Origin of the sequence: Nafulsella turpanensis ZLM-10, from assembly GCF_000346615.1 — a bacterium.
GTDB lineage: Bacteria > Bacteroidota > Bacteroidia > Cytophagales > Cyclobacteriaceae > Nafulsella > Nafulsella turpanensis.
The window spans coordinates 25,415-40,993 of the sequence record NZ_ANNU01000049.1 but is presented as its reverse complement, the minus strand read 5'-3'; the positions used below and the strand labels follow the sequence as shown (position 1 = coordinate 40,993).

General features: G+C 47.2%; 17 protein-coding genes. 4 read left to right on the top strand and 13 right to left on the bottom strand.

All coding sequences use genetic code 11. From position 1 onward, the window contains the following. Positions 1–14 precede the first annotated feature (14 nt). From F752_RS0118105 to cdd, 5 genes are all read right to left on the bottom strand, one after another. Positions 15–3,452: a PAS domain S-box protein gene (locus tag F752_RS0118105; protein WP_017733165.1), complete on the bottom strand. Its 3,438-nt coding sequence runs from the start codon at positions 3,450–3,452 to the stop codon at positions 15–17. Positions 3,453–3,471: 19 nt separating this feature from the next. After that, positions 3,472–4,359 (bottom strand): GAF domain-containing protein, encoded by an 888-nt coding sequence (locus tag F752_RS0118100; RefSeq protein WP_017733164.1) that lies wholly within the window; start codon positions 4,357–4,359, stop codon positions 3,472–3,474. Positions 4,360–4,366: 7 nt separating this feature from the next. Next, positions 4,367–4,960: a chemotaxis protein CheB gene (locus F752_RS0118095; protein WP_017733163.1), complete on the bottom strand. Its 594-nt coding sequence runs from the start codon at positions 4,958–4,960 to the stop codon at positions 4,367–4,369. Between the two features lie 33 nt (positions 4,961–4,993). Next, entirely contained in the window at positions 4,994–5,818 is an 825-nt protein-coding gene (locus tag F752_RS0118090) for a CheR family methyltransferase (protein WP_017733162.1), read from the bottom strand. A gap of 459 nt (positions 5,819–6,277) precedes the next feature. After that, positions 6,278–6,763, bottom strand: coding sequence for a cytidine deaminase (gene cdd, locus F752_RS0118085; protein ID WP_017733161.1), 486 nt, complete (start codon positions 6,761–6,763; stop codon positions 6,278–6,280). A gap of 122 nt (positions 6,764–6,885) precedes the next feature. Here cdd and F752_RS0118080 point away from each other — a divergent pair, with 122 nt between their 5' ends. After that, positions 6,886–8,226 carry a saccharopine dehydrogenase family protein gene (locus tag F752_RS0118080; RefSeq protein WP_026135831.1) on the top strand — a complete coding sequence of 447 codons (1,341 nt, stop codon included), beginning with the start codon at positions 6,886–6,888 and terminating at the stop codon, positions 8,224–8,226. 5 nt (positions 8,227–8,231) lie between these two features. Here F752_RS0118080 and F752_RS0118075 read toward each other — a convergent pair whose 3' ends face one another. From F752_RS0118075 to aroQ, 6 genes are all read right to left on the bottom strand, one after another. Next, the gene (locus tag F752_RS0118075; RefSeq protein WP_026135830.1) at positions 8,232–8,942 is read right to left on the bottom strand and encodes a tRNA1(Val) (adenine(37)-N6)-methyltransferase; all 711 of its coding nucleotides are present in this window, start codon (positions 8,940–8,942) and stop codon (positions 8,232–8,234) included. Positions 8,943–9,067: 125 nt separating this feature from the next. Continuing rightward, positions 9,068–9,466, bottom strand: a complete 399-nt coding sequence (locus F752_RS0118070) for a HepT-like ribonuclease domain-containing protein (RefSeq protein ID WP_017733158.1) — start codon at positions 9,464–9,466, stop codon at positions 9,068–9,070. Between the two features lie 86 nt (positions 9,467–9,552). Beyond that, positions 9,553–10,014 carry a ribonuclease HI gene (gene rnhA / locus F752_RS0118065; protein WP_017733157.1) on the bottom strand — a complete coding sequence of 154 codons (462 nt, stop codon included), beginning with the start codon at positions 10,012–10,014 and terminating at the stop codon, positions 9,553–9,555. Positions 10,015–10,121: 107 nt separating this feature from the next. Next, complete coding sequence (locus F752_RS0118060; protein WP_017733156.1) at positions 10,122–10,706, bottom strand: MarC family protein; 585 nt, start codon at positions 10,704–10,706, stop codon at positions 10,122–10,124. Positions 10,707–10,776: 70 nt separating this feature from the next. Beyond that, positions 10,777–11,847: an aminotransferase class V-fold PLP-dependent enzyme gene (locus tag F752_RS0118055; protein WP_017733155.1), complete on the bottom strand. Its 1,071-nt coding sequence runs from the start codon at positions 11,845–11,847 to the stop codon at positions 10,777–10,779. Then, positions 11,844–12,275: a type II 3-dehydroquinate dehydratase gene (gene aroQ, locus F752_RS0118050; protein WP_017733154.1), complete on the bottom strand. Its 432-nt coding sequence runs from the start codon at positions 12,273–12,275 to the stop codon at positions 11,844–11,846. The genes F752_RS0118055 and aroQ overlap by 4 nt, the downstream gene beginning before the upstream one ends. Positions 12,276–12,425: 150 nt before the next feature. Between aroQ and xerD the strand changes: the two genes are divergently transcribed. Beyond that, positions 12,426–13,316: a site-specific tyrosine recombinase XerD gene (xerD, locus tag F752_RS0118045; protein ID WP_017733153.1), complete on the top strand. Its 891-nt coding sequence runs from the start codon at positions 12,426–12,428 to the stop codon at positions 13,314–13,316. Between the two features lie 51 nt (positions 13,317–13,367). On the opposite strand, the gene msrB is transcribed toward xerD, so the two are convergent. Further along, positions 13,368–14,009 (bottom strand): peptide-methionine (R)-S-oxide reductase MsrB, encoded by a 642-nt coding sequence (gene msrB, locus F752_RS0118040; protein WP_017733152.1) that lies wholly within the window; start codon positions 14,007–14,009, stop codon positions 13,368–13,370. 44 nt (positions 14,010–14,053) lie between these two features. Between msrB and mug the strand changes: the two genes are divergently transcribed. Further along, the gene (mug, locus tag F752_RS0118035) at positions 14,054–14,635 is read left to right on the top strand and encodes a G/U mismatch-specific DNA glycosylase (protein WP_017733151.1); all 582 of its coding nucleotides are present in this window, start codon (positions 14,054–14,056) and stop codon (positions 14,633–14,635) included. Positions 14,636–14,794: 159 nt separating this feature from the next. On the opposite strand, the gene F752_RS0118030 is transcribed toward mug, so the two are convergent. Beyond that, complete coding sequence (locus F752_RS0118030; protein WP_152425197.1) at positions 14,795–15,208, bottom strand: EF-hand domain-containing protein; 414 nt, start codon at positions 15,206–15,208, stop codon at positions 14,795–14,797. A gap of 134 nt (positions 15,209–15,342) precedes the next feature. On the opposite strand from F752_RS0118030, the gene F752_RS26305 reads away from it, so the two are divergent. Further along, on the top strand, positions 15,343–15,573 hold the full coding sequence (locus F752_RS26305) for a hypothetical protein (protein ID WP_017733149.1): 231 nt from the start codon (positions 15,343–15,345) through the stop codon (positions 15,571–15,573). The last annotated feature ends 6 nt before the right edge of the window (positions 15,574–15,579 follow it).

The window sequence follows — 15,579 nt, the reverse complement described above, 5'->3', positions numbered from 1 at the left end:
TCTAATGAAATGAATCAGAAGCGGATTCCGATGAGCAACATATCATCTGTCTGTTTGTAATCGCCTTTCCATGCTTCCCATTCTGCATCGACTGTCTGCATCTGCTTCGGCATACTTTTGGTATGGTTTTCCTTTATCAGATCGCGCAGGCGCTTAGGGCCAAACTTGCGGTTTTCCGGTCCGCCGAACTGATCCGGAAAGCCATCTGAGCAGAAGTATACCGCATCTTTCGGCTGAAGCTCAATCTTTGTGCTGGTAAAGTTGGTCTGGTTCTTATACTTACCGCCCCCAATCGGGAAGCGGTCGCCTTTAATTTCTTCCAGTTCGCCCTTGCGCATAAAGTACAGCGGACGGTGAGCACCGGCATATTCCAGGGTCTGCTTCTTGAGGTTGATTTTACAAAGCGAAATATCCATACCGTCTTTTGTTCTGGAAGCATCCTCATCCTGGCGAAGCGTTTGCGTAACCCCTGCGTCCAGCGCGTCGAGAATAAGGCCCGGATCGGAAATTTTACGGCTGCGCACAATATCGTTGAGCAGGAAGTAACCTATCAGGGATATAAGGGCACCCGGTACCCCGTGGCCTGTACAGTCGACGGCAGCAATAAAGAGGTCGTCGCCTACCTGCATAAACCATGGGAAGTCACCACTGACAACATCGCGCGGCTTGTACAGAATGAAGGAGTCGGGCAGCAGGCGGCGGATAATGTCGTTATCCGGCAGAATGGCTCCCTGTATGCGCTGAGCATAATTGATGGAGTCATTAATCTTCTTATTCTTGGCCTGAATTTCCAGCTCAATTAGCTTACGGGTGGTAATATCGTGCGAAACTACCAGTACCGATTCAATCTCCTGAAACTCGTTATACTCCGGTATGGCATTTACCTGCATTACGCGGTCGCCCAGCTGTTCGGAAGGAAACTCCATTTCCGTTGCTACCTTCTCGTTCTTTTCTCTTACCTGGTTTAAAATTGCAAGCCACTGTTCGGTAATGCGCTGGTTCAGGTTTACTTCCAGCATATTCTTATTTACCAGCTCTTCCGGCGAGTTCCCTGTGTAATTTTCAATAACCGGGTTAATATAGAAGAACTCATTCTGCGTGTTCAGGCGGGTAATAAGGTCCGGAGAGTTTTCGGAGAGGGCCTGCATCTGGCTGCGCATCCGCTGTTCCTGTTCGGCACGGCGGCGTTCGGTAATGTCGCGGCTGTTTACGATAATTCCCTGAATAGCCGGGTCGGCCAGCAGGTTGGTACCGGTTGCCTCCAGCCAAACACTGCTGCCATCCTTCAGGTGGTACTGGTACTGAATGGTTACCTGCTCCTGTGGGTTCTCCAGCAGTTGGCGGAACATTTCATTTACATTATCCACGCATTCTTCATGCACATAGGCAATATCTTTTTTGCCAATCAGCTCGTCCTGGCTATAGCCGAGGATGCGCTCAACCGATGGAGAAATATAGCGAACGGTGGTGTCTTCTTCGTAAATAGTAATAACCTCGGAAGCGTTTTCCAGCAGCAGCTGCATACGTTTCTGCGTACGGTTTACCTCATCAATCTGCTCTTCGAGGCGGTGGTTGGTTCGCTTGAGCTCTTCCTGCGTAGCCTCCATTTCTTCGGCATTCTGGCGAAGAACTTCCTGCTGCATCTGAAGTTCCTGGCTCATCTTCTGCGATTCGCCCAGCAGACGACGGGTACGCTCGTTTACTTTAATGTTAAAGACCGTGCGGGCGGTAATTAAGCTGATTTCCTCAACAAACTTTTTGTGCTTAGGCGTAAATTTGCCAAAGCCGGCAAATTCCATTACGCCATATACCTGCTCGTTGGTGATAAGCGGAACGATCAGAATACAGTCTGGTCGTTGCTCGCCTAATAAGCCGGAGGTAACGGTTACATAATCGCGGGGGATTTCCGTTCTCAGGAGGGTATCCTGTTCAATGGCCGACTGGCCTACCAGCCCTTCGGCAAAGCGGTAGCGCCCCTTGAGGTATTTCTTTTTATTATAGGCATAGCTTGCCTTTAGCTCAATGTATACATCTTCCTTGTCATCATCATTAACTACATAGAAGGCTCCCTGTATGGCCCCTATTTTTTGGGTTACATAGGCAACCACCGCATCGCCCAGCTCTTCCAGGTTGTTGTGGATACGAAGAATTTCGCCAATTTCTGCGACGCCCGATACAATCCAGTTACGTTCCTTGTCTTTTGCTTCGGCCTCCTGAATGCTGTCGCGCATGGTAATCAGCGCGGTACCGAGGGTGTCGTCCTTGCTCATGGGCTCAAACTCGGCATCGAAGTGGCCTTCACCAATTTTGTGAGCAAAGTTTGCGGTTCTTTTCAGGGCCTGTACCACATGGTTAACCGTGCCGGCCATATCGCCAATTTCGTCATTGCTTTTCTGCTCCACGGTTTGTGGCAGTACGCCTTTGCCTAAAAGCTGCATGGTATTTTTTAAGGACACCAGCGGCGTAATAAGGATGCGCGAGAAAAGCAGGGCCATAAAGAGGCAGACAAACAGGATAATGGCACCTGCAATCAGGTATTTATTCAGCATGGCATCGGCCTCTGCATAAATTTCTTCGGTATCTATTTTAGTAACCACCCCCCACTCAAGGGCAGGAAGGTAATCCCAGCTGGCAAGCGCCTCCTGCTCACGATAATCAGGTTTTACGCTGGCACCTTTCTGGCCTTTTACTGCCTGCTGAATGGGAACGCCTTTTTTCTCTCCAACAAAAACTCCTTTTTGTAAAGGGCTCTCCTTTGCACTGCGGGCTGCGTTTAAATAAAGAATTTTGCTTCCGCTATACTGTTTGCCCAGGAGTGTTTCTCCGGTGCGACCCAGGCCGGAAGTGTCGCTGGTGATCTGGTAGATGGGATCCATGCTCAGCTGTGCAATAAGCACGCCGCTGGTTTGTCCATATTGGTCCTGTAGGGGAGTACCGGCAAGGATAAAATAATCAGTTCCGGAAGGAAAAACATTGCTAAAGAAGGTGTCTTGCAGTGATTTTGCTATTGTGCGCCCATCGGGGTCGTGGAACATTTCACCTGCCTGCTGGCCTGAGCTGGCATACAGTACACGTCCCTGGATGTTTAACACCATTAGGCTGTGGTAGCCGTGAGCATTGAGCAGGGGTGCAAGAGCCTGCGCAAACCGCCCTTCTGTTACACTCAGAATGCTATCGGCGGCAGTAGCGGCGTATTCGTTATAAAGGGAAATGGGCTCAATGAGCGAAGCCTGCTGGCGCATGAGCTGGAGGTTTCCTGCTACCTGCTGAAAGTGGTTGTTAATCTGCTCAGTTTTTAGGGTATTAACTGTTTGCAGATGTGCCAGATAACGTTCTTTAAGCGAATCTTTGGTGAAATTATAGGTAATAAAACTGATGGCCAGAATGCTCAGTAACACCACTGCCAGTACCAGGAGCGTAATTTTATTGCCAATGCTAAACTTCTTCAACATACGATCGGGGTCTAACGGATTATATATTTGGGCGGTTTTCTACGATTTCTTCTTTTTCCTCGGCTATCCAGTCGCTGGTATCCAGCTCTCCGCTGGCAGCTTTAAAATGTTTGGCCAGCAGGGAGAAAGCCTGGCGACACACTTCCTGGTGTTTTTGTGTAAATGCGGTGAAAGAAGCGATTTCAACCACCCCCATTACCTGGTTATCGGCCATAATGGGTACCAGCAGCAGGTGCGTAGGACTTGCCTTTCCAAGGCCTGAGAGGATTTGGATATATCCTTCCGGCACCTTGCTTAGGTTGGCCAGCTGCCCTTCCTTGGCAACCTGGCCGGGAAGGCCTTCTCCAAACTCGAAACGAATGAGCTGGCTGTCGGGCTTCATATAGGCATAGGAAGCACACAACTCGAGGAAACGGGTTTCGTCCTGCTGAGCAGCTACATAAACAGCGCCCTGGCTGGCTTCCAGCTGGGTACATACAATTCGAAGCGCTTTTTCCAGCACTTTTGCCGGCGCCTCTTTTGCCGCAGCGGTTTCTTTTATCTTATTCAGGATTTCCTGGCTGAGAGAAGAGGTATCGACCTGCTCACCCTCTACTTCCAGTTGTGCGGTACCCTCTGTCTCTTCTGACATGAATTTTTCAACATATACCACATTATCAGTACTACTGCGGGTGGCCATCATTACCTGCGACATAAGCGAAACCAGGCCAATAAATAAAGCAATGCTGACGATCCACCTGAGCTCATTAACAACCGGTATAATCTCCTGTATGCTTAGCAGATCCAGCAGACTGGATTGCTCCATCAGGCGGTCGGGTAACTGGTAGAGGTAAAAGGCGGCCACTACCATACCTGCCACGTACAAAACGGTAGAAATTACAGATAGAGGTTTTACAACAGATTTCATCCGCATACTATTTATATTGTTTATCTAATTCTATTAAAAACCTGATGATCCCATCGATATTCAGGCAATGGTCTATTTCTGTAAGCTGCATGGCAGCCGCGGGCATGGTGTCAATCATACAATCGGCAGGGTCCTGAACTATGGTCAGGCCTCCGCGCTCCTTTATCTTTTTCATTCCCAGGGCACCATCCCGGTTGGCGCCGGAAAGTAAAATGCCAATGAGCCTGTCTTTATACACATAGGCAGCTGTTTCCAGCGTAATGTCAATAGCGGGCCTTGAGTTGTTCACCATCTCTTCAGTAGAGAGCGAAAAGCTGTTGCCCAGCTCAATGGACATGTGGTAATTGGCCGGAGCCAGGTAAACCTGTCCTTTTTTAATATTTTCTTTATCGCAGGGTTCAGTAACCGGCTTTATGCTTTTAATAGATAAGGCTTCGGTAAAACCATTACGTACATGCTTAAGCCGGTGAAGGCACATGATAATCGGAAGCGAAAAGTCCTGGGGTATACCGGAGAGAATACGGGTAATACCCTGGAAGCTACCCGCCGAACCACCGATGACAACTGCCTTATATCTGTTATGTAACTTAAACCGATTCATTATTTACCTTTGCCCAACTGTTCAGGTGAAATGCTACTCCTTGATTTTTTTGTATATCTTTTCCTCGTTGTTCACCACAATAAACTTGTTGGCAATTTCGCACCAGATGAGCGACTCTTTAGAGCCAATGGCAAGATAACCGTACTTGAACATGCTCTCATGAAGCCTCTTTAGTACCTCATTTTGCAGGGTCTGGTTAAAATAAATCATCACGTTTCGGCATAGCACCAGGTCGAATTTGTTGAAGACCGGCCCGTTTACCAGGTTGTGCTCCCGCCACGATACATTGGCCACCAACGAACGGTCCATATATACTTTACCTTCTCTTTCTTCGTAGTAATCCTTAAGACTGCCGGTTCCCTGGTAACGGATGTAGTTCTTTTCGTTGAGGTCCATATGCTTTACAGCATAGAGGCCCTTCTTGGCTTTATCCAGAATTTCCTTATCAATATCGGTGGCAATAATTTTAGCCTTATTTAATACCCCCATTTCCTTTAGCATAATGGACATGGAAAACACCTCCTCACCACTGGAGCAGCCTGCATGCCAAATGCTAATGGTGTCGTGGTTTAGCATAATATTAGGGATGATGTGGTCGCGAACTACCCGCCAGAAGGAAGGATCGCGAAACATCTCCGTTACATTTACCGTGATTTCTGAAATAAAATCATGGAAGAAGGCAGGGTCCTCTTTAATTCTGCTGACCAGATGACCAACAGAAGCAAATTTGTATAAGTCAATAACACGTTGTACACGCCGCTTAAAAGAAGACATGGCGTAATTCGTGAAATCGTAATTGTACCTTTCCTTAATAACCTGCGTAAGATTTCTTATATCTGCTATTTCGATGTCCTGCATGTCCCTCGCTCATTATAGGTCGGGAGTCGTAAGTTTTTACAGACTCTTTCCCTAATTTTCCTTAGTCTTCTCAGTTTTTTTCAATTCCTGCGTAATTGCACGCTTCTTTACCGCAGTCTGCAAAGCTCTATATGGTATTTCGAGAGCTGTACTTTAGGCATTACTTGCGGTCAAATGCCTTTACAGACTGTCTTAGAAGCGTTTAATTCGTTGTTAATATTACAAAATAATTCAATCGGTACCCGAAAGCTGTAATATATTAGGCGATAATGAAGTCTTTTAAGTAAGGGTGGAATGTAAGGTATTGTAAGGGCAGGTAAAAAAAAGAAATTTATTGCCCGCTGCAATGATAGAATAGTTGCCTTACACCCAAAAACAGGGGATTTGCAATACTGCCAAAAATATGAAGTAAGGCAGGCTTTAGCTAGAGAGAGAAGAAAAGGGAGTGGTATTCCGGCCTTACAGGTTCACCTTGCTAAAGTTAAAGGGTAACAGGTCGCTAACAGAGTGTAGCTTTACGTAGCCTTCCTGTCCCCATCGAACAATCATTTCTATTGGCGGCTCCTGCCGCCCTTCGAACTCAAGCATAACCTGCCGGCAGCTTCCGCATGGAGAAGCCTCCAGAAAAAGTTCTGTATTGGCTCTACGGGCCGCTACGGCCATTTTTAATATAGTTTTACCCGGGTGCAAGGCTCCAATGGCAAATAAAGCCACCCGCTCGGCACATAAACCATCGGGGTAGGCAGCGTTTTCCTGATTACTTCCGGGCACAACAGTGCCGTCCTGTAGCAGGACTGCGCTGCCCACGGTAAAGTTGGAGTAGGGAGAATAAGAGGTTTTACAAGCCTCCTGTGCCTGTAATACTAACTGCTGGTCTTCGGCCGATAACTCCTGAAAGCTGTTGAAAAAATTGTATCGGATGGTGCTTTCCATTTTCTTGCTCATACTCCTGTGTACTGTTAAAAGGGCGATAAATATAGTGTTTTTTTATTTTCAGGCGAATTTTTTGAGATAAAATTCTAAAATGTATACCTTGTTTGCTTCACCACTTTTCTGACTTAATGAATATGCAACACATTTTAATTATCGGAGCAGGTCGCTCTTCTACCGTTCTAATTAACTACTTAAAAGCTTATGCTAGCCGGGAAGGGGTATATTTAACCGTTGCCGATACAGATGTAAACCTTGCACAAGCCAAAGCAGGGGAGGGCTCAAATAAAATAAAAGCCATGGCCATCGATATTTTTGATGAGGCGCAACTGACGGCCGCTGTTAAGGGAGCAGATGTTGTCATTAGTATGGTGCCGGCCAGTTTTCACCTTCCGGTGGCAAAGGCCTGCCTGGCACATCAAAAACACATGATTTCGGCTTCTTATGTTTCTCCTGAGGTACGGGAACTGAACGGGGAAGCACAAAAGAAAGGTGTCCTTATCCTGAAGGAGTGTGGCCTCGACCCCGGCCTTGACCATATGACAGCCATGGAGGTCATCAACCGGATTCGAAAGGAGGGAGGCGAACTGCTTTCATTCAAATCCTTTACCGGTGGTCTGGTAGCGCCGGAATCGGACAATAACCCCTGGAACTACAAGTTCAGCTGGAATCCGCGCAATGTAGTGTTGGCGGGACAGGGAACAGCACAATATATTCGCCACGGGCAGTACAAATATATCCCTTATCATAAGCTGTTTACCCGTACGGAACCCATCGAAGTCGACGGAATGGGTGAGTTTGAAGGCTATGCCAATCGCGATTCCCTTAGTTACCGGCAGGTATATGGTATCGATAATATCCCAACCCTGCTGAGGGGAACCATTCGCCGGAAAGGCTACAGTCGCGCGTGGAATGTTTTTGTGCAGCTGGGGATGACCGACGATACCTACCAGCTGGAAGGGGTGTCGAAAATGACCAAACGTGATTTTGTAAATGCCTTTCTGCCTTACAATGAAAGTGCTTCCGTGGAAGAAAAACTTTGTACCTATACCGGTATAGAAAGAGAAGGAGAGGAGTTTAAGAAAATAGCATGGTTAGGCATGTTTGACGAAGAACCACTCCATATGCAAAAGGCTACTCCGGCACAGGTCATGCAAAAAATTCTGGAAGAGAAATGGCAGCTGGGCCCCGAGGATAAAGATATGATTGTAATGCAGCACAAGTTTGAATATCAGCTGAAGGGAGAAAATCGAGAAATAGTAGCCACTTTGGTGAGCAAAGGTGATGATCCGCAGCAGACAGCGATGGCTAAAACAGTAGGGCTGCCTTTAGGTATTGCCGCAAAATTGTTGCTGGAAGGCAAAATTACGCGCACAGGTGTTTGCGTACCCATTACAGCCGATATTTATGAACCTATCCTGGAAGAGCTGAAAGAACTGGGCATTTATATGGAAGAGAAAGAAGATACGCTGGCTTAAGAGCCTTAAAAAATTGTGTAATATGGTTGCAGTAACTGCTGGTAAGCTGGGCTGTAGCTGTTATCATTTAAACGAACAAAGAGCCTGTCGACCGACGGGCTTTTTGTTTGGTGGCGATGATAAAGGGTAATGCTCCGGTGAGGCGGATGGCCTGGACTGTGGTATAGTAGTAACTCGTGCAGCGGGTAAAGCCCAAAGTCTGTTGCCATGGAGGAGAATTCCTTTGCCTGCCGGACAGGAAGCAATACGCTGCAGATACCATCGGCTGCCAACATGGTAGCACAGGCTTTTACCAGTGCAGGAAAGTCGAGGCTTTCCTGGTGGAAGGCCAGCTTTCGCTTTGGGTCTGAAGAAGGTAAATGGGAAGGGTAAAAGGGCGGATTGGTAATAATCAGATCATATGGTTGAGCCGGCTTAAACTCCTGTATGGCACAAGGGTGAAGCTCAATGCGATCAGTCCAGGGGCTGGCGGCTATATTTTCTTTAGCCTGCTCATAGGCCTGCTGGTCCAGCTCCACGGCATCGATAAAGGCGTTTGGGTGACTCTGGGCAAGCATCAGGCTTAATAAGCCGGTGCCTGCGCCAATATCAAGAATTCGGCCGGCAGAGGGTAGGCGGGTGAAGGCCCCCAGCACACAGGCATCGGCACTTACCTTCATGCCGCACCGTTCCTGCCCGACCTTAAACTGCTTAAACTGGAAAAAAGGATTCGCCATGCTGCAAAGATAGCGGAAGAAGCGAAAAGCGGCGGATCCGGACAAAAAATAGCCCTGCCACACTCCTTGGCTTGCGGGGTTTCGCAACAGGAATGAGGCAGGGCTGCCTATACTAAGCGATACTATTATTTAAGATTATGACGCGTGGTATCCTGAGTAGTTCCCTTGATATCCTCTTCTTCCTTAAACCTTGTCTGCACATCAGACAGCTTTTCGCGGATTAAGGGTAGGTCCTGAGTAGCAATATTCCACACATAGTGGTGGTCCAGTTCCATTTCTTCGTTATAGTTGGCGCGCTTCAGGTTTTCCAGCACCCGCATGTCTATCTCATCATACTGGTTCTTAAATTCATCTGAAAGCTGGGCAGCTTCATTGCCAATCATGCTCAGGTTAGTCGCTACTGCAGTACGAACGCTCTCGTTGCTTGTATAATCTTCATAATCCATTCCCTTGGTATAACCGTCTATTTCAACGGCCGAACGGATAATATTCTGTATATGTAATCTATCTTCATTCTGTGTCATAGCAAAAAGTTGTTTTACATAGAAAACGTTTATAAAATGAAGATGTTTAGCCAGGGCCGATAAAGAAGGGGAGAAGCCGCTTAGGACTAAGAATAAAGGCCTGATTCATAGCCGGTATCGGCAGGGAGGCCGGGCATTTCTGCCGCCTGAACGGCCAGCTGATCGCATCGTTCATTTTCCACATTGCCGGCATGGCCTTTTACCCACTTAAATTCTACCTTATGCTTTTTATAAACCTCCAGAAAGCGCCGCCAGAGGTCTTCGTTCTTTTTGCCTTTAAAGCCTTTTTTTATCCAGCCCCAAACCCAGCCCTTGGTTACCGCATCTACTACATATTTCGAATCAGATACTACTAATACCTCTGAACCCTCTTTTTTAAGGCTCTCCAATCCTTTAATGACGGCAAGGAGCTCCATACGATTATTGGTTGTTTTGCGAAAGCCTTCGCTCAGCTCCTTGCGGTAAGGTGGTGCCAGCAGTACAGTTCCATAGCCTCCCGGGCCGGGGTTGCCACGCGAGGCCCCATCGGTATAAATCGTAATTTTCATTTCAATAATTGGTTTTGGCTGTTAGCAACTTGGTTTTAGGGACTGGAATGATTTGACAGCTGGAGAACCTGTAATTTAAGCCTGACTGTCATTAGCTCATTATCCCTCTAGCCACCAATGCCCCAGTTCATGATGTTGTTTTTGAACAGCTTAATAGCGATGGCCAGCAGAATAATGCCAAACACTTTTCGAAGGATGTTAAAGCCTGCTGCCCCCAGTTTCCGCTCCAGCCAGCCCGAGGTCTTTAGTACGATATATACTAACACCAGGTTGAGCACTACCCCCACTAAAACGTTCGCCTGCGAATACTCAGCCCTTAGCGACACCAGGGTCGTCATGGTACCGGCACCGGCAATAAGCGGGAAGGCCAGGGGTACGATTGATGAATTGCTGGAGCCACTGGCATCGGGTTTAAAAAGTTCTATGCCCAGAATCATTTCCATGCCCAGTAAAAACATAATTAACGCACCTGCAATGGCAAAGGATTCTACATCGAGACCGAACAGGGCCAGGATAGACTTTCCCAGATACAGAAAGGCAATCATAATAGCGCCGGCCACAATCGTCGCTTTTTCTGACTGGATATGGCCTTCGCGCTTGCGCATTTCGATAATGATAGGCACAGAGCCCAGAATATCGATAACGGAGAAGAGAATAAGAGAAACGGAGATGATTTCCTTGAAGTTAAACATAACCTTGAGTACAAAATTTGTGCAAAGCTAAGAAAGCTCTCCGAAACCTTCTTTTTTATTATTTAAATTTTCATGAACCTTGGCTGTACCCGGCGAGGAAGTTTTTAAGCTGCCTTATTTCTGTTTCGTTAAGGGCAGGGAAGTTGGCAATCCTAAAGGTATTTTTCTTCCACTTACCGTAGCCATTGCCCAGGTAGAGGCCTGCGGTTTTCGCTGCCTGTTTCAGTAGTGCAACTTCCTCTTCCTTCCCTTCGAGGGTAAGTACGGTTTGGGAACGAACGGCTGAATTTTTGATAAGTAGCCGAAAAAACGGGTGTTCTTCAAAAAACAGCACCCATTGCCGATAGCGCTCCTTGAGAAGTGCGGCCGTGGTGGTGATGGAGGGCCGGTCCTGCAGACTCCGCATGAGCAGGTATATGCCCAGTACATTGGGTGTATAGGTCGTTTGGGCATCCACTATTTTTTCCTGCATAAACAGCAGGGAGTTGTAGTGCAGGCGCTCATTCAATGCTTCTGCACGGGCAAGTGCTCTGGGGGAGCAAATCATCAGAGCCAGACCGGCCGGGAGGCCAAAACATTTTTGTACTGAAGCATACCAGATATCGGCTGTAGGGAAGTCGAGATTTACGCCAGCCATGCCCGAAGTAGCATCTACGGCAATCAGTACCTCTGGATAAAGCCGGCGTACCTCCTGGAAAAAGTGCTGGGGAAGGGCCGTACCATTAGAGGTTTCGTTTTGGGTAAGCGCCAGCAGGAGGGTGTTTTCTTCCAGCTCCAGCCCGACAGGCTGGGGTGGCATTTCAGGCGAAAAAGTACGGGCTGTTGCCTGGCCAGTAAGCTTTTGGGTGTATTCCTGCCATTTTTCGCCAAAGGCTCCATTGTACAGGTGCAGGCTTTTGGAGGAACCTAAAATCGATTGCGCGATGATTTCCCAGCACTCTGTAGCAGATGAGGTAAAAAAAATGGTGTAGTCCTTCGGGATGTTCAGTTTCTCGTGCAGCAGCCGAATGGCTTCCCTGGAAATAGCGACAAATTCTGGGCTCCGGTGGTTGATGCTCAGCACACCTTCCTGAAAGGCTTCCTGGAGGTACTGAGGAAGCTTGTCCCATACTTTAGAAGGACCAGGGTAAAAACTAATCATTTTGCTTTATGGTAATCGGTAAGGTAATGCAGTGCCAGGGTATATCCTTCCAGCCCGAAACCACTCAGAACTCCTGCGCAGTTTTTACCTGTGAGGCTCTGGTGGCGTATTTCTTCACGCGCATAAATATTGCTGATGTGCACTTCCACTACCAGGCTGCCAATAGCTGCAATAGCATCGGCAAGGGCTACCGAGGTATGGGTGTAACCACCGGGATTAATGATTATACCATCGTAGCTAAAGCCGGTTTCATGCAGCTTGTTAATGAGCTCGCCCTCCACATTCGACTGGTAATATTCGAGCTGGTGCTCTGGAAATCGGTTTTCGAGCTGCTCAAAAAAAGCCTGAAAACCCACTGAACCATATACACCCGGCTCACGGGTGCCCAGCAGGTTGAGGTTAGGGCCGTTGATAATGATAATGCGCATGATGAAAATAAGTCGTTCAGCCAAATATAAGCCTCCGGCAGGACAATTAATAAGTTTTATGGCAGGGCTTAAATTTCATCGGGTCTTTTCTTCAGTAAAAAGAGCTGTAAAGCTCTCTTGCAGATAAAAATTTAAGCTTACTTTTACAGTATGAGTTGGAATGGATATATCAGGCAGTTTCAGGATTATTTGCGGCTGGAGCGCTCCCTCTCCCCTAATTCTGTAGAGGCTTATGTACGCGATATACAAAAGCTGGCGCAGTTTTCGGAAGAAAGTGTAGCACCGGAGGCAGTTAATGAGGTGCACCTGCATAATTTTCTGGAATGGGTTAACGAATTGGGCATGACGCCTCATTCCCAGGCGCGGGTCCTTTCCGGACTGAAGGCTTTTTTTCGTTACCTGCTTTTTGAAAAAGTAATTTCGAATGATCCTACGGCTCTTATTGAAGGACCTAAACTGGGACGAAAACTACCGGATACACTTTCGGTGGAAGAAATTGAAGCTTTGCTGGCCCTCCTCGACCTTAGTACCCCCGAAGGACAGCGTAACCGGGCCATAATCGAAACACTCTACAGCAGCGGTTTGCGGGTGAGCGAGCTGGTGGAGCTAAAGCTGAGCAATATCTATTACGACCTGGGCTTTTTGCGGGTAATTGGTAAAGGCAACAAAGAGCGGCTGGTACCAATCGGGCGCGATGCGCTGAAATACATCCGGATATACACCAACGAAATAAGAGTACATATACCGGTAAAAAAAGGCAATGAAAATTATGTGTTTCTCAACCGCCGGGGTAGTAAGCTGAGCAGGGTAATGATATTTACTATCATTAAAAAACTGGCCCGGGAGCTGGGCTTGAAGAAGAATATCAGCCCCCATACTTTTCGCCACTCCTTTGCCACCCACCTGATAGAAGGTGGAGCGGACCTGAGAGCGGTGCAGGAAATGCTCGGGCATGAAAGTATTACCACAACCGAAATCTACACCCACCTCGACCGGGAGTACCTTAAGCAGGTAATTCAGGAGTTTCACCCCAGAAGCTAGCAGAACAAGATTGTGGTGGTTTTATACTTATTCAGGCTTTATCCTAGGCTATTACAGGTCCTTTTCCTCGAAGTCCAGAGCAATGGAATTGAGGCAGTAGCGTAGGCCGGTTGGTTCCGGGCCATCCGGGAATACGTGGCCAATATGGGACCCGCAGCGGGCACATTCCACTTCTGTTCGTAATACACCAAGGGCATAATCATCCACCTCTTTTACCCTCTCTTTGGCAATAGGGGCATAAAAGCTGGGCCAGCCGGTGCCGGAATCAAATTTTGTTTCAGAGGTAAACATAGGATTTCCACAGGCAGCACAGGCGTACACGCCTTCCGCTTTATTGTCGTTGTACTCATTGCGGAATGGAGGCTCGGTTCCTTCTTCACGAAGTACCTCAAACTCGGCAGGCGTTAAAATTTCGCGCCATTCCTCCTCAGTTCTAATCACCGTATCGGCCAGATCTTCGCTGTTCAGTGCAGCAACTGCCGGGTTGGGAAGCGGCTCCTCGCCCGCTGTTACAGTGGTAAGTGCAGCCTCTGCCGAATCTTCCTGCTGCCGGCAGGCTGGCAGGCTAAGGAAAAGAGCAAACAGGGCAATGTATATTTTTGTCAGCTTTTTTGTTGTTGTGGTCTTCATATTATTAACTACGAGGCTGGTTTGTAATGGTTTATAGTTCGGGTTTACTACAAAACAAATCATGCTCTTCCTGGGAACAATTTTTTCGCTTTAAGGGTAGAAAAGGTATGGCAACCTATTTTAAACCCAGTGTGGAGCAAATTGAAGCCGCCGAAGGGAAAACTGTTCCGGATATCATTGCGCCTGGTTTGCAGGTACTCTTCTGCGGGATAAATCCCGGCTTGTATTCCGGTGCTACGGGGCACCATTTTGCCCGGCCGGGCAATCGCTTCTGGCCCGCTTTGCATGCCTCAGGCTTTACTGCTGAGCTGCTCCACCCTTCGCAGGAAGAACTGTTGTTAAAGGAGGGGGTTGGTATTACTAATTTTGTAGAACGAGCTTCCAGGGCAGCAGCAGAGCTCCGCAGGGAAGAGCTGATTGAGGGTGGAAAAAGGCTGGAAGAGAAAGTAAGAAAGTTTAAGCCCTCGGTACTGGCGGTTTTAGGGATAACCGCCTACAGGGCGGCTTTTAAAAAGCCAAAGGCTGTATTAGGACTGCAGGAAGAAGGTTTGGCAGGAACAGCGGTGTATGTACTGCCAAACCCCAGCGGATTAAATGCTCATTTTACCCCAAAACAATTAGCAGTGGAGTTCAGGAAGCTGCTGCTCTTTGCGTTTGAAGAAGGTGGGCAGGGAACGTTTGGTATTTAGTATTTAGGAGAAGTAGGGTAAAGGCAGGTATGAGCAAGCGGCGATTTGGTAGAAGGTGAATTGGCAGTAGATCTTAAAAGAGCCTGGAGAAAGTTGGGTTAAAATTAAAAAAGGCCACTCATGAAAGTGACCTTAATTTACCAGGTATTGATACTGATCTTACAGTCCAAAATCATCATCATACCACATATCGTATTCGCTCTCTTCTATCAGGTCGTTATCGTTATCGTCGACAACCCCAAAAGTACCTTCTCCAAATTCTTCTTCCGACAACATTCCATCGCCATCAATATCCCAGTCAGAGAAAAGACCATAATCGGCAGAATCATAATCGCCAAAATATTCATTAACACCTAGGCCCCATTCTTCTTCCGTCAGGAGATCGTCGCCATCATCATCCCAGTTTTCATAATAACCGATATCTGTCAGGGCAGTATCAAATTCATCGTCGTTCAGGGCTGCATCAGCATCCCGGTTCCAGTCTTCGTACGCATACTCACCTGTCGCACAGCTGGTGCTAAAAGAAAGAGCAGCAGCCATGCAGGCGGTTAAAAATAAGTTTGTCTTTTTCATTTTAATCTTGTTTAAGTAAAAAAAAATATTGTTTAACGGGAAGGGCATGAAGAAAAGAAATTCATATTGAAAGGCCTTTTCTGAACCCTTGTCATTAATTTGTTAAAAAAATCCTAATCTAAAGGAATTACTATATGATACTAAAAGACAGCCAGTCTTGTTTCAGTTTGGCTGTTAAAATTCCTTATGTGGTTTGTAGAGGGGCATTTTCTAATGCTTTTTGCCCCCGGCTAGACGTTGTTTCAGCAGGGCTTGCTCTTGATTTATTACTAGCCCGGAACATCGGAAGGAGCATTAGTGCCTGCGCAGATTGGCTTAAGTTTTTCATTTATGCTGACATACCCTTTGTAGGAATGAATAAATAAAGGAAG

Bases quoted from the DNA above. Each gene is read 5' to 3' on its own strand.
- rnhA (WP_017733157.1), bottom strand. From the start codon at position 10,014: ATGAAAATTACGATTTATACCGATGGGGCCTCGCGTGGCAACCCCGGC.
- F752_RS0118060 (WP_017733156.1), bottom strand. From the start codon at position 10,706: ATGTTTAACTTCAAGGAAATCATCTCCGTTTCTCTTATTCTCTTCTCC.
- msrB (WP_017733152.1), bottom strand. From the start codon at position 14,009: ATGATTTGTTTTGTAGTAAACCCGAACTATAAACCATTACAAACCAGC.
- F752_RS0118075 (WP_026135830.1), bottom strand. From the start codon at position 8,942: ATGGCGAATCCTTTTTTCCAGTTTAAGCAGTTTAAGGTCGGGCAGGAA.
- mug (WP_017733151.1), top strand. From the start codon at position 14,054: ATGGCAACCTATTTTAAACCCAGTGTGGAGCAAATTGAAGCCGCCGAA.
- F752_RS26305 (WP_017733149.1), top strand. From the start codon at position 15,343: ATGATACTAAAAGACAGCCAGTCTTGTTTCAGTTTGGCTGTTAAAATT.
- F752_RS0118105 (WP_017733165.1), bottom strand. From the start codon at position 3,452: ATGTTGAAGAAGTTTAGCATTGGCAATAAAATTACGCTCCTGGTACTG.
- aroQ (WP_017733154.1), bottom strand. From the start codon at position 12,275: ATGCGCATTATCATTATCAACGGCCCTAACCTCAACCTGCTGGGCACC.
- cdd (WP_017733161.1), bottom strand. From the start codon at position 6,763: ATGAGCAAGAAAATGGAAAGCACCATCCGATACAATTTTTTCAACAGC.
- F752_RS0118095 (WP_017733163.1), bottom strand. From the start codon at position 4,960: ATGAATCGGTTTAAGTTACATAACAGATATAAGGCAGTTGTCATCGGT.
- F752_RS0118055 (WP_017733155.1), bottom strand. From the start codon at position 11,847: ATGATTAGTTTTTACCCTGGTCCTTCTAAAGTATGGGACAAGCTTCCT.
- F752_RS0118070 (WP_017733158.1), bottom strand. From the start codon at position 9,466: ATGACACAGAATGAAGATAGATTACATATACAGAATATTATCCGTTCG.
- F752_RS0118030 (WP_152425197.1), bottom strand. From the start codon at position 15,208: ATGAAAAAGACAAACTTATTTTTAACCGCCTGCATGGCTGCTGCTCTT.
- F752_RS0118100 (WP_017733164.1), bottom strand. From the start codon at position 4,359: ATGAAATCTGTTGTAAAACCTCTATCTGTAATTTCTACCGTTTTGTAC.
- F752_RS0118090 (WP_017733162.1), bottom strand. From the start codon at position 5,818: ATGCAGGACATCGAAATAGCAGATATAAGAAATCTTACGCAGGTTATT.
- xerD (WP_017733153.1), top strand. From the start codon at position 12,426: ATGAGTTGGAATGGATATATCAGGCAGTTTCAGGATTATTTGCGGCTG.
- F752_RS0118080 (WP_026135831.1), top strand. From the start codon at position 6,886: ATGCAACACATTTTAATTATCGGAGCAGGTCGCTCTTCTACCGTTCTA.